18 protein-coding genes are annotated in these 25654 nt (G+C 34.2%); 10 read left to right on the top strand and 8 right to left on the bottom strand.

From position 1 onward, the window contains the following. Positions 1 to 690: 690 nt before the first annotated feature. The 6 genes from map to ACODSB_RS19310 form a co-directional block, all read right to left on the bottom strand. A complete protein-coding gene (gene map, locus ACODSB_RS19335) occupies positions 691 to 1455 on the bottom strand; it encodes a type I methionyl aminopeptidase (RefSeq protein WP_488938238.1) in 765 nt (254 codons plus the stop codon). 43 nt (positions 1456 to 1498) lie between these two features. Continuing rightward, positions 1499 to 2041, bottom strand: coding sequence for a DUF3592 domain-containing protein (locus ACODSB_RS19330; protein WP_488938237.1), 543 nt, complete (start codon positions 2039 to 2041; stop codon positions 1499 to 1501). A 90-nt stretch (positions 2042 to 2131) separates the two neighbouring features. Beyond that, positions 2132 to 2932 carry a helix-turn-helix domain-containing protein gene (locus ACODSB_RS19325; protein ID WP_488938236.1) on the bottom strand — a complete coding sequence of 267 codons (801 nt, stop codon included), beginning with the start codon at positions 2930 to 2932 and terminating at the stop codon, positions 2132 to 2134. Positions 2933 to 2939: 7 nt separating this feature from the next. Beyond that, entirely contained in the window at positions 2940 to 4076 is a 1137-nt protein-coding gene (locus tag ACODSB_RS19320) for an MBL fold metallo-hydrolase (RefSeq protein WP_488938235.1), read from the bottom strand. Between the two features lies 1 nt (position 4077). Continuing rightward, positions 4078 to 4725 carry a Rossmann-fold NAD(P)-binding domain-containing protein gene (locus ACODSB_RS19315; protein ID WP_488938234.1) on the bottom strand — a complete coding sequence of 216 codons (648 nt, stop codon included), beginning with the start codon at positions 4723 to 4725 and terminating at the stop codon, positions 4078 to 4080. A gap of 3 nt (positions 4726 to 4728) precedes the next feature. Further along, positions 4729 to 5769, bottom strand: a complete 1041-nt coding sequence (locus tag ACODSB_RS19310) for an SDR family oxidoreductase (protein ID WP_488938233.1) — start codon at positions 5767 to 5769, stop codon at positions 4729 to 4731. A 160-nt stretch (positions 5770 to 5929) separates the two neighbouring features. On the opposite strand from ACODSB_RS19310, the gene ACODSB_RS19305 reads away from it, so the two are divergent. From ACODSB_RS19305 to ACODSB_RS19285, 5 genes are all read left to right on the top strand, one after another. After that, positions 5930 to 6853, top strand: a complete 924-nt coding sequence (locus ACODSB_RS19305) for a helix-turn-helix domain-containing protein (protein ID WP_488938232.1) — start codon at positions 5930 to 5932, stop codon at positions 6851 to 6853. A 108-nt stretch (positions 6854 to 6961) separates the two neighbouring features. After that, positions 6962 to 7702 carry an SDR family oxidoreductase gene (locus ACODSB_RS19300; protein WP_488938231.1) on the top strand — a complete coding sequence of 247 codons (741 nt, stop codon included), beginning with the start codon at positions 6962 to 6964 and terminating at the stop codon, positions 7700 to 7702. 17 nt (positions 7703 to 7719) lie between these two features. Then, positions 7720 to 8190 carry a DUF1097 domain-containing protein gene (locus ACODSB_RS19295; RefSeq protein WP_488938230.1) on the top strand — a complete coding sequence of 157 codons (471 nt, stop codon included), beginning with the start codon at positions 7720 to 7722 and terminating at the stop codon, positions 8188 to 8190. Positions 8191 to 8202: 12 nt separating this feature from the next. After that, positions 8203 to 8955: an SDR family oxidoreductase gene (locus ACODSB_RS19290; protein WP_488938229.1), complete on the top strand. Its 753-nt coding sequence runs from the start codon at positions 8203 to 8205 to the stop codon at positions 8953 to 8955. Positions 8956 to 9142: 187 nt separating this feature from the next. Then, positions 9143 to 12793 carry a DUF2339 domain-containing protein gene (locus ACODSB_RS19285; protein WP_488938228.1) on the top strand — a complete coding sequence of 1217 codons (3651 nt, stop codon included), beginning with the start codon at positions 9143 to 9145 and terminating at the stop codon, positions 12791 to 12793. 66 nt (positions 12794 to 12859) lie between these two features. Here the strand turns inward: ACODSB_RS19285 and ACODSB_RS19280 are convergent, their stop codons facing one another. Then, complete coding sequence (locus ACODSB_RS19280) at positions 12860 to 13117, bottom strand: hypothetical protein (protein ID WP_053474453.1); 258 nt, start codon at positions 13115 to 13117, stop codon at positions 12860 to 12862. Between the two features lie 165 nt (positions 13118 to 13282). Beyond that, positions 13283 to 15964, bottom strand: a complete 2682-nt coding sequence (locus ACODSB_RS19275) for a T9SS type A sorting domain-containing protein (protein WP_488938227.1) — start codon at positions 15962 to 15964, stop codon at positions 13283 to 13285. Positions 15965 to 16504: 540 nt separating this feature from the next. On the opposite strand from ACODSB_RS19275, the gene ACODSB_RS19270 reads away from it, so the two are divergent. From ACODSB_RS19270 to ACODSB_RS19250, 5 genes are all read left to right on the top strand, one after another. Beyond that, entirely contained in the window at positions 16505 to 18553 is a 2049-nt protein-coding gene (locus ACODSB_RS19270) for an alpha-galactosidase (RefSeq protein ID WP_488938226.1), read from the top strand. Between the two features lie 10 nt (positions 18554 to 18563). Then, entirely contained in the window at positions 18564 to 20534 is a 1971-nt protein-coding gene (locus ACODSB_RS19265; RefSeq protein WP_488938225.1) for a sialate O-acetylesterase, read from the top strand. A gap of 19 nt (positions 20535 to 20553) precedes the next feature. Further along, positions 20554 to 22755 carry an alpha-galactosidase gene (locus ACODSB_RS19260; protein WP_488938224.1) on the top strand — a complete coding sequence of 734 codons (2202 nt, stop codon included), beginning with the start codon at positions 20554 to 20556 and terminating at the stop codon, positions 22753 to 22755. Between the two features lie 68 nt (positions 22756 to 22823). Further along, positions 22824 to 23840 (top strand): GntR family transcriptional regulator, encoded by a 1017-nt coding sequence (locus ACODSB_RS19255; protein ID WP_180857374.1) that lies wholly within the window; start codon positions 22824 to 22826, stop codon positions 23838 to 23840. A gap of 3 nt (positions 23841 to 23843) precedes the next feature. After that, entirely contained in the window at positions 23844 to 25436 is a 1593-nt protein-coding gene (locus ACODSB_RS19250) for a solute:sodium symporter family transporter (RefSeq protein ID WP_488938223.1), read from the top strand. Positions 25437 to 25654 lie beyond the last annotated feature (218 nt).

Here is a 25654-nt window from a genome sequence, read left to right as displayed (position 1 = left end):
CATTCCTAACGGAATGATAACTGAATATCAAAAAGTAACAAGTTTTCTCTGTTCCATAGGAACATCTCGTCGGTAGAAAAATTATATTGTTATCACCATTTACGTTTCCTAGGAACGTTTGATTTTGACATTGTTTTTAATAATCTAATATATCAAACGTTCCTACGGAACGTAAAATGCGGTCAATCGTTATTTTTTTTCTACCGATGAAACATTCCTAACGGAATGATAATTGAATATCAAAAAGTACAAGTTTTCTCTGTTCCGTAGGAACATCTCGTCGGTAGAAAAATTATATTGTTATCACCGTTTACGTTCCCTAGGAACGTTTGATTTTGACATCGTTTTTTAATAACCTAACATATCAAACGTTCCTACAGAACGTAAATGCGGTCAATCGTTATTTTTTTCTACCGATGAAACATTCCTAACGGAATGATAACTGAATATCAAAAAGTAATAAGTTTTCTCTGTTCCGTAGGAACATCTCGTCGGTAGAAAAAATTATATTGCTATCACCGTTTAGGTTCCGTAGGAACGTTTGATTTTGATATCGTTTTTAATAATCTAATATATCAAACGTTCCTACGGAACGTAAAATGCCATCAATCGTTATTTTTTTCTACCAATGAAACATTCCTAACGGAATGATAACAGGATATCAAAAAGTTATAAGAAGTTTCAGGATTTTTAATTCCAAATTTCATTCATTTCTGTCAAAATAATTGGCTTGCCATCTGTAACAACAATAGTATGTTCGTGCTGTGCCATAAAACCACCTTTGTTCCCAACCATTGTCCAGCCGTCTTGTAAAGTTTCGGCAATTGTAGAAGTTGTTGAAATAAAAGTTTCAATGGCAACTACAGAGTTTTTCTTAAATCTGGTTAAGTTAAATTTATCTCTGTAATTAGCGATTTCGTGCGGTGCTTCGTGAAGATCTCTTCCAATTCCGTGACCGGTTAAATTTTTGATGACTTTATAACCTCTTTTCTTGGCTTCAGTTTCCATTATAAACCCAATGTCAGAAATACGAACACCGCCTTTAATATTGTAAATTGCTTTATGAAGAATTTCCTTTGAAGCTTCAATCAATTTTTGATGACGGTTTATATCTTCTCCAATAACAAACGAACCGCCGTTATCTGAAAAGAAACCATTTAATTCTGCCGAAACATCAATATTGATTAAGTCGCCTTCTTTAAGTATTCTTTTATCAGAAGGAATTCCGTGGCAGAATTCTTTATTTACGCTGATGCAAGTCCAGCCGGGAAATCCATACGTTACATACGGAGCCGATTTTGCTCCGAGATCATTCAGGATTTTTCCGCCGTAATCGTCTAATTCTTTTGTTGAAATTCCGGGTTTGGCATAATTTCTCATTTCTCTTAAAGCGTAAGCTACAGCTTCGCTTGCCTTTTTCATTCCGATTAATTCTGCTTCTGTTGTTATTGACATGATATTTTGTTTTTTAAAATAAAGAAAACTAATATGAGTTATACTATTTGTATGAAATTCGCGCAATATTTGGGTATTGTGAAGAATAAATAATTTTTATTGGCATTCCTTCATAATACCTTTCATATTCATTCTCAGACAATATAATATTTGCAATTACTTGCTTTCCGTCATTTGTGATAAATTGCACATCCATATTTTGTACTGTTCTTCCTCTTTTTCCATAAAACTGTGTTTTGTCAACAATAACGGCTTCAGTTACGATACCGTGTTTTGATAATTGATCAGAACTAAAAGAAGTTGTTTTTACTAGAAAAAAGTAACCAAAAATGAATAGTGTACTAATTCCAAATAATCCCATTGGTATTGGAATTTGATCATATAATTTTGGTGTCACCATAAAAAATATCCAAAAAGATAAAACCAAAGTAATTAATCCGCCAATTATAGCTAAGGATATTGAATATTCATCTGCAATATGTTCTGGAATAAAATAAAAGAAAAATGACAAATTCAGAACCATTAATAGTAATGGGAAAAACTTATTTGTTATTATTTTTTCTCGTATTGTTTTCTCTGAATTCATGTTTTTTTGTTGCTAATATAAAACTTAAATTAAAAGTATTAATTTAAACGTCATCGATGTTCATGAGTTTTGTACTAATATTTCAAAATTCTAGACTTTCTTCGCCAATTTCAAAACATCCGAAGGAGAAAACCCGTATTTCTTTTTAAAAGCAAAAGAAAAATGGGAGAGATCTTCAAAACCAAGATCAAGATAAATGTCAGAAGGTTTTTTGCCTTTCTTTTCCAGTAAAAAATAACCTTCTTTAAGTCTGCGTTGAATGAGCCAGCGGCTTGGAGTATCAGAAAAAATGGAAGCAAAATCACGTTTAAAAGCGGAAATACTTCTTCCGGTTAAATATGCAAAACGTTCCATGCTGATATTAAACTTATAATTGCGGTTCATATAAGCTTCTAAATCTATTTTTTCAGGCGGAGCAAAATCAAATAAAATATCTGTCAATTGCGGATTTTCTTTTAAAAGAATCAAAAGCAATTCTTCCCGTTTTATATTCGAAAAAGTCTCGTCGATTTCGCCGCCATCATTATAATAAGGCATTAAGGAAAGAATGAAATTCGGAACTAGATTTGTTTTCTTTAAAGCAAAAAAAGCCGCTTCATCTTCACTTTTTTGAGCTTTGGTTTTATGTTTTGTAGCAAAAGCTTTTAAAAACGCCGTATCAAAAATTACTACGACTTTTTCAAATTCCCCGTCTTGTTTTTGTTTGTTGTATCGTGCGAGATGATTTTTTCGGGCAATGCAATATTCGCCCGGTTTTAGATTGTATTTACTAACTCCGTCATAACCTTCAATAGTGCCTTTTGCCAGATACAAAAAGAAATGTTCTGCAATAAAATGTTCCGGCGATATTTCGGGACCTATATAACAACTTTTGATTTCTGTATATTTCATAAAGCGTTTATTTTTCAGGATTAGTTTTCCACCATTGTTTGAAAACATTTGGACTATCAAAATTAACGATTTCTCCCATAATAGGCGTAATCAGCGGAATGTGATATTTTTCATTTAAACGAGTGATCTCATTCAGCGGTTCATTCCAGGTATGTTTTGCCAATGCAAATTTCGAATTATGAACGGGAACCATACTTTTAGCGTTTAAATCTTTCGCCGCCTGTAAAGTTTCTTCGGGAAGCATGTGGATATAATGCCACGCTTTATTGTATTGTCCGTTTTCCATAATCGCAACATCGATTGGACCAAATTTCTTTCCAATTTCGGCAAAATGCGTATCGTAACCGCCGTCGCCGCTGTAGAATACTTTCATTTTTGGCGAACTAATTAAATATGACGCCCACAAAGATTGGTTTTGTGTGAATCCACGTCCGGATTTATGTCTTGCCGGAAGTGTGTGAATCGTGAAATCTTTTCCAACCGTGATGGAATCATTCCAGTCTTCTTCAATAATTTTATTTTTAGGATATCCCCAGCGTTCAAAATGTGCGCCAACGCCTAAACCACAAATTACAGTTTTAACTTTATCTTTTAATGCTAAAACAGTTTCATAATCAAGATGATCGTAATGATCGTGAGAAATTAACAGGTAATCAATTTCGGGTAAATCTTCAACATGATACGAATTTGTTCCTGCAAAAACGGTTACACTATTTGGGATCGGCGATGCATTATCACTAAAAACCGGATCGATTAAAATTTTCTTTCCATCAATTTGTAAAAGGGTAGAAGAATGCCCAAACCAAACCAATAAATTCTGATTTGCAGGTAAATGTTTCAAATCTCTTTTTACAGACGGAATTTTACCTGTAGGTTCTGTTGGAACTTTTTTATCAAAAAGCTGTTTTCGTATTACGCCCCAAAAAGTATAACCGGGCGCAAAAGTTGGCGTGTAAGTATTATTTTGAAATTCACCATTTTTATAATGTGATGATTTTTCAATTCGAGCCATACTTTCGTCTGAAGGTAAACTTCCAAATGTTGCTTTTTGCATGTATAACCATGTACTGAAACCAAGAATCAGGATCAGGATTACAATAATAATCAGCATTCGTTTGATGATTTTAATGATTCGTTTTTTCATTTTAGTTCGCGGCTTTTTTAATATCGATTGCTTCGAGTATTTTTTTAGAGAATCCGAATCGTGCTGTCGAAATCATGACGCGGCCAATTTCTTTGGTTTCGCAGCCTGTATAAAATAATCCCATAATTGGGTACAGGAATTTGATGTATTTATTGAATCCTTTTAAATGAATTTGCGTTGGATCGGGTTTCATTAATCCCGGACGGAAATTGTATTGCGCTTTGAAAGACATTTTTTGTAAAGCATTTTCCGTTTTTCCTTTTACACGCGCCCACATTACTTTTCCGGTTTCAGAACTGTCTGTATGCGATCCCGAAATAAAATTGAAAACAATATTGGGATTTTGGTTGAGTACAACTTCTGCAAAATGAATTGTTGTATCGTAAGTAATATACGTGTATTGGGCTTCATCAAGTCCTACGCTGCTAATTCCGGCGCAATAAAAACACGCATCATAACCAGAAAGCTTGGTATCATCGCTTTTTAGCGAAAGAAAATCAGGAACAAGATATTCCGTTAATTTAGGATGCAATTTTCCGCTTGGTTTTCTTCCCACATATAATACAGCTTCTATTTGATTATTTTCAAGACATTCTATTAAAACGCCTTCGCCAACCATTCCGGTGGCACCGGTAATAATTACTTTCATCTTTTATATTTTAAGAGATTTCCATTTTATTAAACTAATCACTGTGGCTGTTATCGCTTCTTCATTGCTTCGGGGTTTCCAGCCTAATATTGTTTTTGCTTTTTCATTACTGGCATTGCGATAAACGCCAACTAAAGGTAAAATCGCTTTTGCCTGATCGTTAAATAATGCGGTTATACGTATTATAAAGGTAGGCAAAGATTTTGTTGATGCCTTTTCGGTTATATACGGCATTTTTTCTTTTAGGAATTTTACTATTTCCATTAACGACATTGTTCCTCCTGATAATGCTAAAAATCGCTGTCCTTTTGCTTCGGGGCTTTCCATTGCCAAAATGTGTAATTCGGCAACATCTCTTACATCGACAATTCCTAATCTGATATCCGGAATTGCTTTCATCGAACCGTCTAACAATTTTTTTAGCAATTCAAAACCGCTTGATAAATCAGGACTTAAGGAAGGTCCAAAAATTCCCATTGGGTTTACTACAGAAAGTTCTAATGTTCCGCCTTCGTTTTTCATAAAATCCCAAGCCGCTTGTTCTGCCAGAACTTTAGATTTATTATAAGTCGAAAGTCCTTTTTCGTTAGGGTTTGTCCAGCTTTCTTCTGTAATAAGCGAATTTTTATCTTTATGACTGTAGCCGACAGCTCCAAAGTTGGATGTCATTACAACACGTTTTACACCTGCATCTCTTGCGGCTTTTAGCACACGCAAAGTTCCGTCAACCGCAGGGCGAATCATTTCGTCTTCGTTTTTGGGCAATCTTAAAAATATAGGCGAAGCGATGTGTAAAACATAATCGCAATTTATCATGGCTTCTGCCCAGTTAGTATCGCTGGTTAAGTCAGCTTCAATAAATTCTAAATCACTAAAATCTGTAATGCCGCCGTTTTCGAGCATTTCAAAAATCTTCTCTTTGCTTTTTAGCGAGCGAACAGTTGTTCTCACTTTATAACCGCGGTTGAGTAATTGTAAAATGCTGTGTATAGCAACAAAGCCTGTTCCGCCGGTAACTAATACTTTTTGATTTGATTGTATCATCGATTGTATTTTTATAGGGCAAATTTCAGGAGAATGCAGAGAAGTTATTTTGTTGAAAAGTCCAAAGTTATTTTGTTGAGAGGTTCAGAAAGCTGAAAACGAAACCAATGGGCTTTTCTGAAAAAATCTTATATTCGCTTGAACTTACAAAGAGAAACCAATGTCTAAAGAAATAATTTTATTTAAAAACTTACATGATACCTATAAAAACATGGGACTTCCTGTAAATGAAATTATTGACAATGACGGTTTAACAATCAATAATTTAAAAGATCTGCATCCGGTACTGCCGTTTAAATCGATTGGATACAGACCGAGTTATTTTTCTTTTTTATTTGTAAAAGATGCAAAAGGGAAATACACAACAGATGATGTTTCGTTTACCACAGAACCGGGAACGGTATATTTTACAAATCCGGGACATTTCAAATCTTTTGAATGGGATGAGATTACTAATGTTTATTTAATTACGGTTACTGAAACTTTTTTAAAAGAAAATGTTCATACCAATATCTTCAAAGAATTTCCTTTTTTATTGTCGGAAACAGTTTATCCGAGAAACTTGAATGAAACCGATTTTAAAGAGTTTGAAACTATTTATCTTCAAATGGAAAAAGAATTTTCTTCTACATCTTCCATAAAAAATAAAGTAATTGGCAGTTTTTTGGTCATTTTACTTTTGAAGATAAAAGAAGCTTTTTGGAACAATTATAACCCGATTTACGAAGGAAATAAAAGTTCTCAAATTGTAAAAAACTTCAAGAAAAATCTGGAACAACATTTTAGAGAATTACTGGACGGAAAAACAGATAAACAACTTCGGGTAAAAGATTATGCTTTGGCACAAAACCTGCACGAAAATTACCTCAACAATGTTATTAAAAGTAAAACCGGAAAATCAGTAAGTAACTGGATTTCGGAAAAACTGATTGCAGAAGCAAAATCGCTTTTAAAAAATTCTACGCTTTCGATAAAAGAAATCGCCTATAAATTGGGTTTTATAGAAACGTCACATTTTAGTAATTACTTCAAAAAAAACACTAAAACCTCGCCTGAGGAATATAGAAAGTCGGCAGATTTATAGTATGCTTTGAAATTTGCATTTCAATCTGTAATCTTCGCAACAACCACCTTCCAGTCTATTTGCAATTTTGTACTGTCGATAATGACATAACAAAATTTATAAATAATCATGGAAAATTTAAAAGACAAAGTAGTTTTAATTACAGGTTCATCAAGAGGAATTGGAGCCGCAATTGCATTAAAAGTATCTCAGGCCGGAGCAAAAGTTATTATCAATTATGCAGGAAGTAAAGAACCTGCCGAAAAACTGGCTCAGGAAATTAATTTTAACGGAGGTCAGGCTTTAGCCATTAAAGCAGACGTTAGTAACTCGGCAGAAGTTAAAAATCTTTTTGACGAAAGTATCGCGCATTTTGGCAAAATCGATGTTTTGATTAACAATGCTGGTATTATGATTACTAAATTAATCAAAGATACTACAGATGAAGATTTTGACCGTCACTTCAATATCAATGTAAAAGGGACTTTTAATACGATGCGTGAAGCAGCTACAAAACTGGCTGATAACGGAAGTATTATCAACTTTTCGACTTCTGTAAATCGTATTATGCTTCCGGGTTACGCGACTTATGTAGCCACAAAATCTGCTGTGGAGCAATTGACAAGGGTTTTTTCTAAAGAAATTGGTTCAAGAGGAATTAATGTAAACTCCGTTTCACCTGGACCAACAAACACAGAATTATTCACAACTGGAAAATCTGAGGAGGTTATCGCAAGATTAGCGTCATTATCAGCATTCAACAGAATTGGTGAAACAAATGATATTGCAAATGTTGTGGTATTCCTTGCTTCTGATGAGGCAAAATGGGTAAATGCGCAGAATATTGGTGTTAACGGCGGAATGGCTTAATCTTAAAATTAAAAATTATGAAAACATACATAAACGCTATAATATTAGGATTGTTTGGCGCTGCTGCCGTTACCGTTGCCTTCATGCTGCAATGGCCAACATGGACGATGTTTCTGGCTTGGGTAAGTTATTATTTATTCGGAAAATCGATTAAAACTTCTATTCCGGTCTTCGTACAAATAATCTTAGGAATCTTGATGGGAGTGGGAATAATGATATCAGCCAAATTTTTTGAAAGTATAATTGGAGTTGCAGGTTTTCAACTGGCGGTATTTTTATTCATCGGTTCATTGTCTTTTTTATCCAAAATAGAAGGTTTAAAAAGTATTCCGGCTTGGTTTATCGGCTTGATCATCATTTTCGGAGTACATCCGGAACTTGAATTTGTGGCTATTGTCAGTCTTCTGATTCCGGTAATTGCAGGATTTACATTTGCCTGGCTCAATGATTCTTCACTTCAAATCGTATCAAAATCATTCAACAATTAAAATTTAAAAATCATGAAAATATTAAATAATAAAGTCGCAGTAATTACGGGTTCAGCAAGAGGTTTAGGAAAAGCTATTGCAGAAAGATACGCATCATTGGGTGCCAATATTGTAATCAATTATTCAAAAGACAAAGCTTCTGCAGATGAAGTAGTATCAAACATTACAGCAATGGGCGTAAAAGTAATCGCTGTTCAGGCCGATGTAAGTGTAGTTGCCGATATCGAAAGATTATTTGATGAAGCCATAAAAGCTTTTGGAAAAATTGATATTGTTGTGGCGAACGCCGGAATCGAAATGGTAGAAACTCCGGTTGCTGAATTTACAGAATCTCAGTTTGATAAATTATTTTCGATCAATACAAAAGGCGCTTATTTCACGATGCAGCAAGCCGCAAAGAAAGTAGAAAACAACGGAAGGATAATTTACATCGCTTCGAGTACAACGGCTTTCCCAATTCCGGGAATGGCGATTTATGGCGGAAGTAAAACTACACCGAGATATATGGTTGATGTTTTATCTAAAGAAATTGGACATAAAGGAATTACGGTAAATACGATTATTCCGTTTGCTGTAGATCATTCGGGAATTTTTGCAGATGAAGACAGTTATCCTGAATTAAGAAAATCATTAATCGACAGCTGTCCAATGGGAAGATTAGCAGAAGTAGAAGATGTAGCTAATATTGCTGAATTTTTTGCAAGTGATTTATCTTCTTTCGTAAATGGTCAGCATTTACTTGTAAATGGCGGAGCAAATCAATAATAAACTTTGATTGAGTAGTTTTCAAAGTATTTTAAAAAAGTCAGGTTTTTTGTTTATCAAACCTGACTTTTTTATTTTAATTCTAATTACAGTCTTAAATTCAAAAATCTATTCTATTTTAGGAAGAAATTTGGCAGAAACTAAATAGGTGTAAAATTCTTACATTCGCCAAATCAAAATTCAAACTATGGAGTACTTTATACTTTTTGTCTTATTTGTCTGTATTGTTGTCTTGTTTAATAGTCTTTCTAAAGTAAAAGAAGAAAACGAACATCTGGATTCTCTTTATAGAAAAAGCAGAGATGATTACAATTTTTTAAAAAATGAAATTAGTGAGATTAAAAAACAGATTACCCAATCTGGTTTTACGGCTGTTGATTTACCGCAAAAAATTGAAGAAAATCCTGCGCCAGCAGCTGAAGTTTTACCTCCAGTTATTTCGGAACCTGTTAGTAGTTTTGACGATGTTCTTGAAAATGAACAAAATAGGATTAGTGAAGAAGCTTTAGAGAAAATTGCTTTAAGCTTTGATTCACAAGGAATTCCTGTTCGCGATACCAACAAAATTGTTGAAGAAAAAGAAACTCCTGAACCGATAGAAAATATCGAAACGCCGTCAATTCCTGAATTTGAAATACAGCCGGAACATCAGCAGAAGGAAGAAGAAGTGTATGTAGAAAGTGCTTTTTCAATTTTTATAAAAAAACTGGAACAGCAGTTTGCCGAAAACTGGACGGGAATTTTAGGAACTGCCATAATGGTTTTAGGAATTGGTTATCTGAGTATTTATACAGCTTTGAAAGTTTCGCCAATGTTTAGAATTTTAATTCTTTGGCTTTATTCCGGAGTTTTAGTGGGTTCTTATTTCTTTTTAAAGAAAAAAGAAAAATGGTTTAAAACGGGACTTTGGCTTCGCAGTGCGGGAGCAAGTTTATTTTTGTTTGGATGTTTTGGCGCTTCGCAAATCCCGGCGCTTACTTTTATAGAAAGTATTCCGCTCGCATATTCGCTCATTGGGGTTGGGATTGCGATAAATTTATACGTAGGGTATATCATAAAACAGCAGACTTTTTTATCGCTTCATGTCATTTTAAGTATTTTGGTTTTATGCGTTATTCCAGAAAAACTCCTGATTACATTTTTGCTGGCAGCTTTAACGGCAACGGCAGGAATTATTTTATCGTACAAAGAAAAATGGGAATATCATTTATTGATTGTTATTTCAGCCTTTATAATATTTGATATTTGGTTTACACAAGGAGCACATAGTCTCAGTCCGTCACAAAATATATTTGCGATATTGGGTATTATTTTGGTTTCGCTAAGCTGCATGTACATGCAGTACCGAAGCATTTATGCCAATACACGCTTTGACCGAATTGCTTTTATAACACATCTTACCAACTGGATTTTATTTGCTTTGGGTTTAATTTTGCATTCAACCGGAAGTAAAATCAAAATATTTGTTTTGTTTGCTGCGGGAATTCTTTGTCTTTTTGCTGCTCTTTTTGCGAGAAAGAAAAAGATTTACTGGCTGTATCATTTAGACGGAATGGTTTCATTTTTACTTTTCTCATTAAGTATTATTATGCTTAACGACTGGAAAGTAGGTTTTGATGTTATTGCCTGCGCATTGTACTTTTTGGTTATTACTTGTTTATTTATCGTTTACAAAAGCGGAGAAACTTTACTGCATAAAATATTTTTAGGCCTTAATCATATTTTAGGTTTAATTATTTTTGGGTTCTTTATTGTTCAGGTTAATTCACCTTTTGAACAAACGAATAACACCAGTACTTTTGTGTCGGTGATTGTTATGACTTTAATTACTTTAATCGTTCCTGTTTTCTGTGCGGTAAAAAAAGAGTTTTTAGAAATCGATTCTTTAATTGTTAAGAAAGATTTGAGCTTAAACGGAATTTTCTCTGTGCTGTTTTCGACATTGTTTTTTGTAAGCTGGAATCATACAATCGAAATTTCGTTTTATTATCCTCTTGTACTCCTTGCTTTATTGTGGTGTTTTTTACGATTCAAATTCAAAACCAATACTTTTGATTTAGGACGATTCCTATTTTTAAACACAACCATTATTGCAGGTTTAGTATTAATTTTCCAAAACCCTAAATCTAATTTAGACCTGGTTTTTGCTTTAGGAATTATTGCCGTAATAACCTTTAACTGGTTTGTAAAATTATTTTATACCAATGAGCATACTATAAAAACCATCGGAATTATTGGTGTAAATGCTTTGTTGGTTTTATTTGCTTATAAATATTTAGCCGGTTATACTATTATTCAGGTTTTTGGGTTATTTGTTGCTGCGTTAATAAATCACGAATTTCTTTGGATTCAGTTTAAACGAAAATTACTTTCTAATGACAATCAAGTGTTATTGTATCTTTTTTGTCTTGCTTTTTCAATATTCGGCAGCGCTTTGTTTTTATACAATACCCAGTTTTTAAGTTATACCGAAATTGCTCTAACCGCCGTTGGACTTTCTGTTATAGAAGTCTATATTTTGTTTGCAGATAAAATCAGAAATAAATCGAATGAAGAAATTTCAGACTGGAAAAACTTCTGTACACTAAATTCTGAATTCATTCTTTTTAATGCATTGGTTTTTGGATTCTCTTGTATTCAAATAGATTATATTCCGGTTTATTTAGGAAGTTTAGCGTTGGTCACTTTTTGGATTTTCCAAAAAACCGAAAAAGTGAAACGCTATAATATCTATTCTTTTGTACTGTTGATAGGCTGCGTGCTTTTAAGTATTTATTTAGCTGTTTTTGATGCAGATAAAGCGTTGAATAAAAATATACTTTATATCACACAAACCATAAGTGTATTGATATCTGCGGCTTATAGTTATCTGCAGATGAAGAGCCAGAAAGAAGAAGGGAAAATGTTTATTGCAATTTTACCTTTAATTCAAAACTTATGGATAATTGCTTTATTATTTATTCAGGTAGAAATAGTCTATCTGCCTTTACTATTTATGTTTTTGGCAATTCTTAATTTTGGTTTGATTTTATACAAAAAAATAGAATTGGCTTCAGAATCAATATTGGTTATTGGGCTTTTATCTATTTTAACTTCGGTGTATTACAGCATCAAAGTACTCAACCATTTTACTTTGCAGGATTGGGTTTTACAGCTTTCGGCAATTGTATTGTTAATTGTTTTAGTTTTCCTGACGAAGAAAAAAGAGTTTATTAAATCATTGCAGCTAGATTATCAAATTGCTGTAAACATCTGGCTTTCTATTATTATGTTCTCACAGCTGGAACATAAATGGCTGCCTGTATTTTGGGCAGCGACAGCTATTGTGAATTTATTGCTTTATTATAAAAAAATAGGGGACAAAAAAGAAATCAGCATTGTTTACTATTTGCTGGCTAACTTTCATTTGGCTTTTGTGAGTTTCAATTATTTCGAAGCTAAATTTGAATTCGTTTATCTGATCATATTTGCTTTGCTTGCCTTGTATATTTTTATCATTTACAAATACTTCGAAGACTTCAAACTAAGAAATAGTATTATTATTTACCCGGCTACTTTTAGCATTGGATTGTTTTTATTTCTTTCGTTTGATAAAGGAATCTTGACTTTCTTCTGGATTTTAGAATCTTTAGGATTGCTGATACTCGGAATTATCCTAAAAGAAAAATATTTCCGTTACGTTTCCCTTTCCTTAGTTGGTGTCTGCGTAATTCGATTAATGTTTTTCGATTTATCAAATGCCGATTTCCTTATAAGAGCCTTAGTTTTACTAGGCGTTGGAGTAGTGCTTTTGGTAATGAATACTTTATTTAAAAAATACAAAGAACGATTTGATTAAAAATAATGCTAAAAAAGAAGCCCTTAAATAGAAAAATTTAAGGGCTTCTTTTTTATAGGGAACTATTTATTCTTCGTTTTCTAAATTATCAACAGCCGAAATCTGATCCAGAATATTAGTTTGATTTGGCGAAATGTAATTTTTATTTTCCGGAGGAGTTTCTTTCTTAAACAGAAGATCTAATGCATGATAAAGTTTCAATAAAACATCTTTGTCTTCTTTTGCAATATCTAAGGCCGTATTAAAATTAAAAACATAATTATTCGAATTGCGTACTTCTACTTTTATCGTTTTTGATGTAATTTTAAATTTAACTATGTCCATATTATTTCTAAGTTGCTTAATGAAATTGCAAAGTTATTGTAATTAATTGTATAAATAAAAATATGGATAATTTAAAATAACAAGTTGAGGTTCTGTTTTGCAGAAATAAAAAATCCCGATTTTCATTTTGAAGTGAAAATCGGGATTTTTTTAAGAAGTAACAATTTATTTTTTCACAAACTTAAAGTTTTGAACCTTATTATCTGCCGATGAAACTTTTACCACATAAACACCTTTTGCAAGATTGTTTACCGGAATTTCTGAACTAATCATATCTTCAGCAACCAAAGATGTTTTCGATACTTCTTTACCTGATATATCGTAAACTGAAATAACAGCAGGTCCGCTAATTGTATGATCAAATTTTATCCTGAAAGTTGTTGAAGCCGGATTAGGGAAAATATAGTTTGTGGCAGCAATTCCCCAGTTAAAGTCAGGAGTGCTCAAAATTGGACCATCATAGAGAGCATACAAAGCAGCATCAGCCTGAGGAAGCTGTGCACTTAATGTACCTTGTGCCGTGCTTACTGCCCCGGAATATAGTTCTTTAACGTTGTAAGTACCGGAACCCAAACCAATTCGGCTTAAACTAATATTATTAGTTGTTGCAGCATTGCTGTAATTGAATACCGCAACGTAAGTAACATTATTATGTGTCGCATAAAAAACAGCTGCCGCACTGTTTCCGGTATTACCATCAGACGGAATAAAATGCATATCGTTTCTTGCAGCATCCATAACATCATCATTTTGTAAAAGATTTTGTCCTGTAGCTTTCCACGTACCCGCAACAGAGAAATCGTCACCGCTTGTAATAGTTCCCGTTACCACGCTGCTTAATAATCGCGCGCGATTTTGTCCAATAGAAACATTGCCAAACACAACATTATCAGCATCCAGATAATCATAAATCTGATTTTGCCACCAGCCATAAGTTGTACTGTTTAAAGTATAATCAGTATCGCTGATACTGCTGTACGCATCACAAGCAATTCGGCGTATATGCGCAAACGGACCAGTTGCCAAATTAGGAGAAATTGCAGCCTCAACCAGCATTGTTCCGTTAATTTCATCCACTAAATATTTCATACCTTCCTGATATGCTTCCATACCCGTGTGAATTTGATAATTTGTAAAACTGTCGGCTTCAATACTTGCGTGAGTCAAAAAGTCGATTTTAACCATTTCAAATCCCGCCGCTTTAAAGCGATTTACAAAATATTTTATTCTGGCTTTAGTTCCCGGACTTGTAGGATCCATAGCATAAGCGCCATCCAGTTCCAGCGGACTTCCGTTAACCATTGTCCAGCATTGGTTATAACTGTACGAACTTCCCTCTACCTGACGGTTGTATTTTCCCCAATCGACAAACGGAGCCCAGTAAATACCCGCTTTAAATCCTTTGCTTTTTGCATACGTAACAAACTGTGCAAGCTGCGCATCGGTCATATTATCCCAATACGAATCAAGATCTATAAATAAAGTATTGTCTTGCGTTTTAAATGCCGGGCAGTCATCATGAAAATAATCAACTACAGCCTTAACTTTAGTCAAGTTGATATTAGTCTGCATGGCACCCCAGCTATTCCAGCCCATAGGTTTTGGAGCTGTCCAGTCAAAAATATATTTTGGCTGTAGTGCGGCATTTGCCTGAGCAAATTCTTCAAATCCTGTTCTCCAGTCGTCACCTGCATTTAGCATTACTTTAGGCGAAGGACAGCTTGTTTGCCCAACGTTTACCCAGCCATGGCCACGTTTATCTCTTGTTATTTCCTGTTTTGTCCATCCTGCAATAACCGAAACATAGGCAGATGATGCGCCACCGCCACTTACCGTAATACCCGTTTTCCATTTTGTATGTTCAAGAGAACCAATAACCAAACCTTTACGATTCGTATTATTGTAAATATTTGTAACCTCAGAAGCAGTAAAATCTGCTGAGTTTAAAGTGTAAGCATTATAGCGAATCCATGCATCATTATCATAAGGAACAAATACAGCTCGTGTATCGCCCGTACCAAAATTTGGCGTTACCTGATAACTCGTTAAAGGAGACATTCTATAGCAGTTCGATCCGTTTCCGGTAAGTACAACTTGTACCGCCACATATTCTTTATTGGTATACGTATAAAATATTTGCTGCATGCCCAAAGTATAATTGCCGCTTAACGTAAAAATATGCTTTGTACCGCTGCCAATATTATCTGTAAATGGTGCCGATGAATAAACAGCTGTAGCAAAATTACCGCTCAAATACTGCTGATCACTATTTGCGTAAGCAGATGCATTCGTAATTACCGTTGCTCCATTAAATTTTACACTATACGTTTTAGTAGCTAAATTGTAAACAATACTATTGTTTGTACCAAAAGCAATAGTTTGAAGACTCGAAGAACTAAGCGGCGTTAAAACAAACTTATCTAAATTAGGAGCCCATGAAATTGTATTGTCCCAAAGCAGCGTTGTTGTTCCGCTGTTTAGGTATACACTTAAGTTTTTAGACGCAGCAGTACTCCATCCTCCGCTTGGATCACACGGAATAGATATCGTAGTCGCCGAACCAGCCGTTAATCGAATAGTACGCGGATCTCCGGTACAATAAAATAATTGAAGATTGTACCAGCCCGCAGCCGAAACCGTAACGTTAGTCGATACACTGCTGTTGCCTCCCAAATTACCGACAATTTTGCCGGAACAGGAATCGCAGTTTTGTATGTCAGCGCTATTAGTACGTGTACCATTTTCAAACTCATAAGTCTGAGCTGAAGTATATAACGCTATAAAGAGCATTGTAGTGGTAAACAATGCCTTAATTAATAATCTTTGTTTTGTAATTTTTTCTTGCATAATAATTTTGGTTTAGATAGTTAGAATGCAGTACTATACTATACTGTGCTACAATGATAAGAAAAATAATAATATAATGTTAAAAATTTGACGTTTTTTATTTTTGAAGCTGCCAGAATTATGTTTTTCGTTTTTAAATAATCTTTAAAATAAGTATGGATAAATTGAAGAATCAATTTGACGAAAAATAGAAACCAAGCATTGAAGTTGGAATATTTTGACCAAAGAGAAGCGTAATATTGTGGATATTGATCGTGCTATTTTTTGAAATTATTTGAAAAAATTGTAAAATTTACAATTATTCAGTAAATAAAAATTTCGTTTGACTGCGTTAGCGACAAATTGAATACATTAGTAGCTATATGCTTTATTTTTAAGGGAAAAGCAAAGCTGAAATGCTAATTTTTTAACCGGATAAATTATTTTTTAATGCCTTTTGAATAGAAGATTTAATGAAATATTTTTTGAAGTGCTTGCGAAATAAATTTTAATTTGTATCATTGTAGTATAGAATAGTATAATAACCAAAATAACCATTTAATGAAACCCAATTTTTTTCTATTCAAAAAAATGCTTTTTTCCATTTTGTTTGTGTCATTTTTCTTTAATTCGGCTTTAGCCCAAAAAGACATTAAAATGACTTTTGGGAAAAACGGAATCATAACGTATGATTTAAAACAAAAAACAATTGCTGTAAGCGAATCCGGAAAAACTATTTTTTCAGATGCAAAAGCTTCAGCGGTTGTAAATGGTAAAACTATTTCGGTTAATGATTATTCAGAAGCTGTTTTATCAAAAGAAACTATTAATGATAATTTAGGAAAGGGAACAAAATATACGCTTACTTATACAGATAAAAACAATCCAACCCTAATCCAAAACTTCTATACTTATAACAATCAGTCCTACTTTATAACTCAAATAGAAATTTTAGGCAATGGTCAGCAAATTGCAACCAATTATATTTCGCCATTAGATTTAGGGAAAATCACTTTTGATAAAATAGAAAATCTGCAAACTGTTTTTGTGCCTTATGATAATGATGCTTTTATCAGCTACAATTCAAAAAAACTAGATACGATTTCGCATAATACAAGTGCCGAAGTTGGAATTTTATTCAATAATACTTCCAGAAATGGATTTATAATAGGTTCTCTTGAACATATGGTTTGGAAAAGTGCCGTAAAAACATCCAATAAAAAACCAGCAGTTTTATTTTCTGCATGGGCAGGATATTCTGAAAAAGAAATTACGCGCGACAGCATTGCACACGGAATCGTAAAAGGTGATAAAGTTTTATCTCCAAAATTCTTTGTGGGTTATTATTCAGATTGGAGAAATGGTATGGAAGAATATGCCAAAACCAATCGCATTGTAGAAAAGCCTTATGTTTTTGAGTGGGATAAACCAACTCCGGTAGGATGGAACAGCTGGGGTGTTTTAATGGAGAAAATTAATTTTGAGAATACGACAAAGGTTGCAGACTTTTTTGCAAAAGAAATTCCGCAGTTTAGAGTAGGTAATACAGCTTATATCGATTTGGATTCTTTTTGGGACAATATGGTAAAAGGCGGTTTTACGGGAGATTTCAGCAAACTAAAAGAATTCGCAGATTATTGTAAAAGCAAAGGTTTAGAACCGGGAGCATATTGGGCGCCTTTTACAGATTGGGGATGGAAAGACGGACCCAACCGCAAAGCCGAAGGAAGTGATTATACTTTTGGAGAAATGTGGACGAAAACCGGAAACACGTATTTTGATTTTGACGGCGCCAGAGCGATTGACCCAACACATCCGGGAACATTAAAACGTGTTGATTATGTCATTAATAAACTAAAAGCGTGCGGTTTTAAAATGATCAAAATTGACTTTTTAGGTCACGCTGCTGCAGAATCTACTTCGTTTTACGATAAAAATGTTACTACAGGAATGCAGGCTTACAAAGTGGGAATGGAACATTTAGTAAATGCATTAGACGGACAAATGCTTATTTATGCTGCTATTTCCCCAAACATGGCAACATCTCGTTATGCCCACGTCCGTCGTATTGCATGCGATGCCTGGAAAACAATCGAACATACCCAATACACACTGAATAGTGTAAATTATGGCTGGTGGCAGACTTATTCGTATGATTATATTGATGCCGATCATGTGGTTTTTGCAGATGTTACAGAAGGAGAGAACCGCGCCCGATTAATCTCGGCAGTCATTACAGGAACTTTAATTACCGGAGACGATTATAGTAAAGACGGAATTTGGAGCGTGCGCGCGAAAGAGTGGCTTCAGAATAAAGAATTGCTTAAAATTGTTTCTCACGGTGTAGCTTTCCGTCCGGTAGAAGGAAATACAGGAAAACATACCACAGAAGTTTTCGAACAAAAAATAGGAAACGATTGGTATATAGCGGTTTTAAATTATGGTAGTACACCTAAAAATTATTCACTTCCGCTGGAAAGATTGGGCATAAAAAATGGAAATTATCAACTGCAGAATCTTTTTACAAATCAAAATACTAATTTAAAAAATAATATAAATGTAAGTCTTGGTTCCAAAGATGCTCATTTGTACAAAATCATAAATCGTTAATGGAAGGTATATGAAAAGACATTTTTTTAAGAAAACCATTTTAGTTGTATCGTTGCTGATACTGTCGTCAAATGCTGTGAAAGCTGCGGTAACACTGCCTTCCTTTTTTACAGATAATATGGTATTGCAGCAAAAAAGCACAGTTCCGTTTTGGGGAGAAAGCAACAAGCAATCCGTATCGGTTACAACTTCTTGGGATAAAAAAACCTATAAAGCCAATGTTGTAAAAGGCAAATGGAATGTGGTTTTAAAAACGCCTGTTTACGGCGGACCTTATTCTATTGCTATAAATGACGGAGATTTAAAAACGCTTCAAAATATTTTAATTGGTGAAGTCTGGCTGTGTTCCGGACAAAGTAATATGGAAATGCCTCTTGAAGGCTGGGGAAAAATAGATAACTACAAAGAAGAAATTGCAAATGCTGATTATCCGCAAATCCGATTATTACAAGCCGAACATATTGAAAGTACTTTACCGCTAAATACATTAAAAGTACAGCACGACGGATGGAATGTATGCAGTCCAAAAACCATTGCTGATTTTAGCGCAACAGCTTATTTTTTTGCCAGAAAGATTTATAAAGAAAAAAAGATTCCGATAGGATTAATTCATTCTTCGTGGGGAGGAACACTTATAGAAGCGTGGACAAGTTCTGGAGCGTTAAGCACAATTCATGATTTTGATGCCGAAATTGAAGCCATGAAATCGGAAACAAACAGAGAAGCTTTACAGCAAAAATACAATGCTGATTTAGCTGTTTGGGAAAAGCAAGTTGCTAATGCAGACAAAGGAATGCAGCAGGAAAAAGCAATTTGGGCAACAGAAAATCTTGATGATTCATCCTGGAAAACCATGAAACTGCCTTCTTTTTTTGACAGCAACGGATTAGCCAGTTTTGATGGAATAATCTGGTTTAGAAAAAAGTTTATTATCTCTGATAATACTAAAGATTTCAGCCTGAGTTATTATGCAGATGATGATGATATACTTTGGATTAATGGAAATTATATTGGTGAAACGAAAGGTTACAATGTAGAACGTCATTATACAATTCCGGCTAAGTTTTTGAAAAAAGGAGAAAACACCATCACAATCAGAGTTTTTGACGGAGCAGGAAATGGCGGAGTTTATGCAGATGAAAAAATCACTTTAAAATCTGAAAATGAAACTCTTTCATTAGCCGGAGACTGGAAATATAATATTGGTGCAGACAGTAAAGATTTACCTGCAAAACCTTATTTGGCACAAGGACAAAACAGACCAAGTGCAATTTATAATGCGATGATTTCTCCTTTGTTAGATTATAAAATAAAAGGAGTAATCTGGTATCAGGGAGAAAGCAATGCCGAAAGAGCTTTTCAATATCGAAAATTATTACCGCTGCTGATAAACGACTGGAGAGCTAAATTTAAAGATAAAAATCTTCCGTTTTTATTTGTTCAGTTAGCCAATTATAAACAACAAAAACAACAGCCGGATAATTCAGATTGGGCAGAGTTAAGGGAAGCACAGTTTATGGCTTTGAAACTGCCAAATACCGGAATGGCTGTAACAACTGATATTGGAAATGGAGAAGACATTCATCCAAAAAATAAACAAGATGTAGGAGGACGTTTGGCAAATATTGCTTTGGCAAAAGTTTACAATACTAAAATTGAGTATTCGGGACCGCTTTATAAATCCTATACGGTTAAAGCAAATGTGATTACGATCGATTTTGATTTTAATGAAAATATAAAAGCGAAAGACAATTCTTTAAAAGGATTTTCAATAGCTGGAGCAGACCAAAAATTTCATTGGGCAGAAGCCAAAATAGTCAACGGAAAAGTAGAAGTATATGCGCAGGAAGTTCCGAATCCGGTTTCAGTCCGATACAATTGGGCAGACAATCCAAACGGAAACTTAACCAATGCTTCAGGATTACCGGCATCCTCTTTTAGAACCGATAACTGGGAAGGAATTACACAAAAAAAGAAATAAGAAAATAACACATAATAAAATGAAAAAACAATTTACAACTTTAAGGCAGTCTTTTGCGATAGCATTTTTTATTCTCTCGAGTTATTGTTCAGTAACTGCACAGCAGATTATTACGGTAAAAACAAAAAGCAATGCATTGGTTTTACAAGTAACTCCGGGAAAAGAAGTAAACACTATTTACTTAGGAGAAAGACTGGCAAACGATTCAGAATACACAAAAATACAAGCTCAGTTTCGTCAGGGAACAGATTACTCTGGTATTTATAATGCTGCTTATACGGCATCGGGATCTAAAAATTTGTTAGAACCTGCTATTACCGTAACGCACGCTGACGGAAATACTTCCCTTGATTTGTTATATGTAAGTCATGAAACAAACAAAATTAGTACAGGAGTTTTTCAAACTGATATTACGCTAAAAGATCCTGTTTATCCGGTTGAGGTGCATTTGTTTATTCAGTCTTATTTTGATAATGATGTAATTGAGCAGTGGACAACCATTCAGCATAACGAAAAAGCAAGTATTACTTTGAATAAATACGCTTCGGCTAATTTATATCTTAAAGGATACAATAACTTTTACCTGAACCAATATCATGGCGACTGGGCAAAAGAAATGCAGCCGGAAGAAACAAAGTTAACACACGGAATCAAAGTGTTAGATTCTAAATTAGGATCTCGTGCTAATTTATTTCAGCCATCTGTATTTATGGTTTCTTTAGATAAACCAGCTTCAGAAGACGAAGGAAAAGTTTTGTTTGCAGGTTTAGAATGGTCAGGAAATTTTAGAACCGATTTAGAATTAGATCCTTTAAATAATCTTCGTGTTATTTCGGGAATTAATAATGCTGCGGCAGCTTATAAACTGGCTAAAAGCGAAGTATTTACAACACCTAAATTTTGGTACACTTTTTCATCAAATGGAAAAGGAACTGCAAGTCGTAATTTACACGATTGGTCAAGAAGTCATAAAATCCTTGACGGGAAAGGAGATCGTTTAACTCTTTTAAATAACTGGGAAGCGACTTATTTTAATTTTGACGAAGAAAAACTAAAAGTGCTTATCGCCGATAGTAAAAAACTGGGCGTTGATATGTTTTTATTAGATGACGGATGGTTCGGAAATACTTATCCACGTAATAATGATGATGCGGCTTTAGGAGATTGGGACGTTAACAAAAAGAAATTACCAAACGGAATTGGAACTTTGGTAAAAACAGCGAAAGACAATCAGGTAAAATTCGGAATCTGGATTGAGCCTGAAATGGTAAATCCGGCGAGTGATTTGTATAAAAAACATCCGGAATGGGTGATTAAACAACCGGGAAGAGCAGAGCATTATTTCCGTAATCAATTGGTTTTAGACTTATCAAATCCAAAAGTTCAGGATTTTGTTTATGGAGTTGTAGACAATCTTTTTACTCAAAACCCGGAATTGGCTTATATCAAATGGGATTGTAATGCAGTGATTTATAATGCGTATTCAAGTAATTTAAAAGACAATCAGAATAATTTCTACACCGATTACGTAAACGGACTTTATAAAGTTTTAGAACGCATTCGTGTAAAATATCCAAAAGTGCCAATGATGCTTTGTTCTGGCGGCGGCGGAAGAGTGGATTATGGAGCTTTAAAATACTTTACTGAATTCTGGCCAAGTGATAACACAGATCCTTTAGAGCGTGTATATATGCAATGGGAATACTCGTATTTTTATCCGGCTCTTACTATTGCAGCGCACGTTACAGACTGGGGAAAACAGTCTATAAAATACCGTACAGATGTTGCGATGATGGGAAGATTAGGTTTTGATATTGTAGTGAAAGATTTAAACGAAAAAGATTTAGCTTTTACACAGCAAGCCATTAAAAACTATAATGCATTAAGCGGAACAATCTGGCAGGGAGATCAATATCGTCTGCAAAATCCGTGGGGTAATGATGCGGCATCTGTAATGTTTGTGAATAAAAATGGAAACGAAGCAGTAATGTTTAGTTATGCTGTTAATTCAAGATATGAAGCCGGAACTCATCTTCCAATAAAATTAAAAGGATTGCAAGCAGGACAAAACTACAAAGTAGAAGAAATCAACGTTTATCCGGATAAAAAAGCTTCTGTAGAAACAGCCGTTTATTCTGGTGATTTTTTAATGCAGGTTGGAATTAATCCAAATGTAACAGTATCAAATAACAGCGTTGTTTTAAAAATCACGAAGGCCTAAAATAAATTTCAAACATTAGTATATATTTGTACTATATATTTTCTAAATAAATACCTATTAAAACGTTTATGAAGCAAATTATTCAACAGATAAAAAACCTTGAATCAATTAATTCCTTATCCAAACACGAGCAGCTGGTTCAGGGAATAATTAATGCCATTGATGAAAAGGTAGTAACAAAAGGTGATCTGCTTCCATCTGTAAATACTTTTATAAGCGAATTGGGTTTTGCAAGAGAAACTATTGCTAAAGCTTATAAAGAACTTGTTCACAGAGGAATTATCGAATCAAAAAACCGACTTGGATATTTCGTTGCTACAAACGATGTAAAACAAGAGTTGAAAGTGGCGTTGCTGATATTTGCATTTGATATTTTTCAGGAAACGTTTTATGAAAATTTCAGAAAAGGACTTGGAAAAAATGTACAATTAGATATCTTTTTTCATCACAATAATTTTGATACGTTTGAAAATATTATTCAAAGTATAAAAGGAAAATACGGAATGTTTGTTATCGCTCCGATTCCGAATAAAAAAACACCGGATGTTTTAAAACAGCTGCCAACAAACAGAGTATTGCTGGTTGACCGTTTTATAGAAACAGATGAAGATTACAATTATGTTGCACAAGAGTTTGGAGATTCGTCTTACAATGCTTTTGTGCAGCTTAAAGATAAAATTAAAAAGTACGATGAACTTGTTTTCTTTTTCAAGCCCTCATCTGCAGAACCTAATGAAATTTTAAATTCATTTAAAAGGTTTATGAAGGATTATGATATCAAAGGCGTTATAAAAGAAGAATACACAGCAGGTTCTCTGGAAAAAGGAAAAGTATATTTTACGATTCACAATCTCGAACTTTGGGAAATGCTGAAAGACTCTAAAATAAAAGGACTTAAAATTGGTGCCGACATTGGTTTTATTTCGCACAACGATGATATTGTAAAAGAAATCATTTTTGACGGTGTAACCACATTTTCTACAGATTTCGCTGAAATGGGAAAAAGAGCCGCTGATTTTGTGTTGAACAGAAAAAAGACACAAGAGATTATTCCAACAATTCTTATTGATAGAAATTCGTTGTAATTTATGAATGTTTTATCCATTGTTAGTTTTTTACTGATTACAGGTTTAGTCGCAGTAATTTCAGCCATAAAAACACGAAAAAGAAAGGTACAAACCACAAGCGGACTTTTTTTTGCAGATCATAACAATAACTTTTTTATAGTTGGAGGCGCTTTATTGCTTAGCAATATAAGCGCCAACCAGTTTATAGGCGAAAACGAATCTATCTACACCAACAACATGAGCGTTATGGCTTGGGGTGTAAGTTCTGTACTTGCCATGCTGCTTGTTGCCGAGTTTTTTCTGCCGATTTATTTTCGTACCGGAGCCATGACAATTCCGGATTATCTGGGAAAACGTTATGACGATTCGACTAAAAGGCTCGTATCGATTATATTTTTATGCAGTTATATTGTTAATCTACTTCCCGCAGTATTATACGGCGGTGCAGTTGCCCTAACCGGAATGTTTAATTTTTTATATCCTTTAGAATTAACCTACTGGCAGAATATCTGGGTTATGGTTTGGCTGATAGGTCTTACAGGCTGTGCTTATTCGGTTTTAGGAGGTTTACGTGCCATATCGATTAGCGATACCGTTTTAAGTATTGGTTTATTGACGATTGGTATCGCGTTTCCTTACTTCGGATTTAAATTTTTAGGAAATGGAGACTGGTTCAAAGGACTTCATATTTTACTTTCAGAACATAAAGAACATTTAAATTCTATTGGCGGTCCGCAGGATGAAATTCCGTTGAGTACCATTTTTACAGGAATGTTTATTATGAACCTGTATTACTGGGGAATGGAGCAGTTTATTGTACAGCAGGCACTTTCGGCAAAAAGTTTATCACACAGTCAAAAAGGAATGGGACTTGCCTGCTTAGGAAAATTATTATGTCCTTTTATCATCAATATTCCCGGATTGGTAGGTGTTCATCTTTACCAAAATCTAGAAAATACAGCTGAGGTTTTCCCGCTTGTCGTAAAAGATACATTGCCAGGAGTTATGATTGGTTTAACCGCAGCAGTTGTTTTGGGAGCAGCAATAAGTACTTTTAATGCAGGTCTTAATAGCAGCAGTACATTGTTTGTACTAAATCTCTATAAACCGTGGTTAGAGAAAAAAAATAAAGAAGTAACCGAAAAACATTTAGTTTACACCGGACGTAAATTCGAAATCATTGTATCGGCTTTAGCTATGTTTTCGGCTCCGTTTATATTATTCAGTAAAGCTGGCTTTTATACTTATTTACAGCAGTTGAGCGGAATGTTTTGTCTGCCTATTTTTACCATTATTCTGATTGGTTTTGTATTCAAGAAAGTACCACCGCAGGCCGCAAAAATGGGAATGATATTTTTTATTTTGGGTTATATTACTTTTAATTACATACTCGATATTAAATTACATTACCTGCACATGCTGGCACTTTTATTTGTGCTTACTTCTGTATGTATGCTGTTCGTGTCTAAGTTTTATCCGAAATATAATTATGTCGAAATAAAATTAGAATCGGTTGAATTATCGCCTTGGAAAAACCGTTATTGGTATTTTACCGCTTTAATAATTGGTATGGTAAGTATTTTTGTTTTATTCTCGAAATGGGGAATAGCTTAGTTTTTTTAGTTTCTAAGATTCTGAGATGCTAAGTTTTAATACAAAGTGACAAAGGCTGAAAGGGACAAAGATTTTAATGTAGAGACGCACAGCAGTGCGTCTTGCGCAACGTAACCACAATATTTGATATACTTGACGTAGACGCACTGCTGTGCGCCTCTACGGATATACGTTGTGGATATAATTAATTATAAAATTGACAATTCAAACATTCCAAT

It is taken from the genome of Flavobacterium sp. FG68 (genome assembly GCF_057808895.1).
This window is presented reverse-complemented; position numbering and strand designations above follow the sequence as displayed.

Excerpts from the sequence above, each read along its gene's own strand:
- ACODSB_RS19325 (WP_488938236.1), bottom strand. The coding sequence starts at position 2,932 with ATGAAATATACAGAAATCAAAAGTTGTTATATAGGTCCCGAAATATCG.
- ACODSB_RS19310 (WP_488938233.1), bottom strand. The coding sequence starts at position 5,769 with ATGATACAATCAAATCAAAAAGTATTAGTTACCGGCGGAACAGGCTTT.
- ACODSB_RS19295 (WP_488938230.1), top strand. The coding sequence starts at position 7,720 with ATGAAAACATACATAAACGCTATAATATTAGGATTGTTTGGCGCTGCT.
- ACODSB_RS19270 (WP_488938226.1), top strand. The coding sequence starts at position 16,505 with ATGAAACCCAATTTTTTTCTATTCAAAAAAATGCTTTTTTCCATTTTG.
- ACODSB_RS19320 (WP_488938235.1), bottom strand. The coding sequence starts at position 4,076 with ATGAAAAAACGAATCATTAAAATCATCAAACGAATGCTGATTATTATT.
- ACODSB_RS19290 (WP_488938229.1), top strand. The coding sequence starts at position 8,203 with ATGAAAATATTAAATAATAAAGTCGCAGTAATTACGGGTTCAGCAAGA.
- ACODSB_RS19305 (WP_488938232.1), top strand. The coding sequence starts at position 5,930 with ATGTCTAAAGAAATAATTTTATTTAAAAACTTACATGATACCTATAAA.
- ACODSB_RS19265 (WP_488938225.1), top strand. The coding sequence starts at position 18,564 with ATGAAAAGACATTTTTTTAAGAAAACCATTTTAGTTGTATCGTTGCTG.
- ACODSB_RS19255 (WP_180857374.1), top strand. The coding sequence starts at position 22,824 with ATGAAGCAAATTATTCAACAGATAAAAAACCTTGAATCAATTAATTCC.
- ACODSB_RS19280 (WP_053474453.1), bottom strand. The coding sequence starts at position 13,117 with ATGGACATAGTTAAATTTAAAATTACATCAAAAACGATAAAAGTAGAA.
- map (WP_488938238.1), bottom strand. The coding sequence starts at position 1,455 with ATGTCAATAACAACAGAAGCAGAATTAATCGGAATGAAAAAGGCAAGC.
- ACODSB_RS19300 (WP_488938231.1), top strand. The coding sequence starts at position 6,962 with ATGGAAAATTTAAAAGACAAAGTAGTTTTAATTACAGGTTCATCAAGA.
- ACODSB_RS19260 (WP_488938224.1), top strand. The coding sequence starts at position 20,554 with ATGAAAAAACAATTTACAACTTTAAGGCAGTCTTTTGCGATAGCATTT.
- ACODSB_RS19250 (WP_488938223.1), top strand. The coding sequence starts at position 23,844 with ATGAATGTTTTATCCATTGTTAGTTTTTTACTGATTACAGGTTTAGTC.
- ACODSB_RS19330 (WP_488938237.1), bottom strand. The coding sequence starts at position 2,041 with ATGAATTCAGAGAAAACAATACGAGAAAAAATAATAACAAATAAGTTT.
- ACODSB_RS19275 (WP_488938227.1), bottom strand. The coding sequence starts at position 15,964 with ATGCAAGAAAAAATTACAAAACAAAGATTATTAATTAAGGCATTGTTT.
- ACODSB_RS19315 (WP_488938234.1), bottom strand. The coding sequence starts at position 4,725 with ATGAAAGTAATTATTACCGGTGCCACCGGAATGGTTGGCGAAGGCGTT.
- ACODSB_RS19285 (WP_488938228.1), top strand. The coding sequence starts at position 9,143 with ATGGAGTACTTTATACTTTTTGTCTTATTTGTCTGTATTGTTGTCTTG.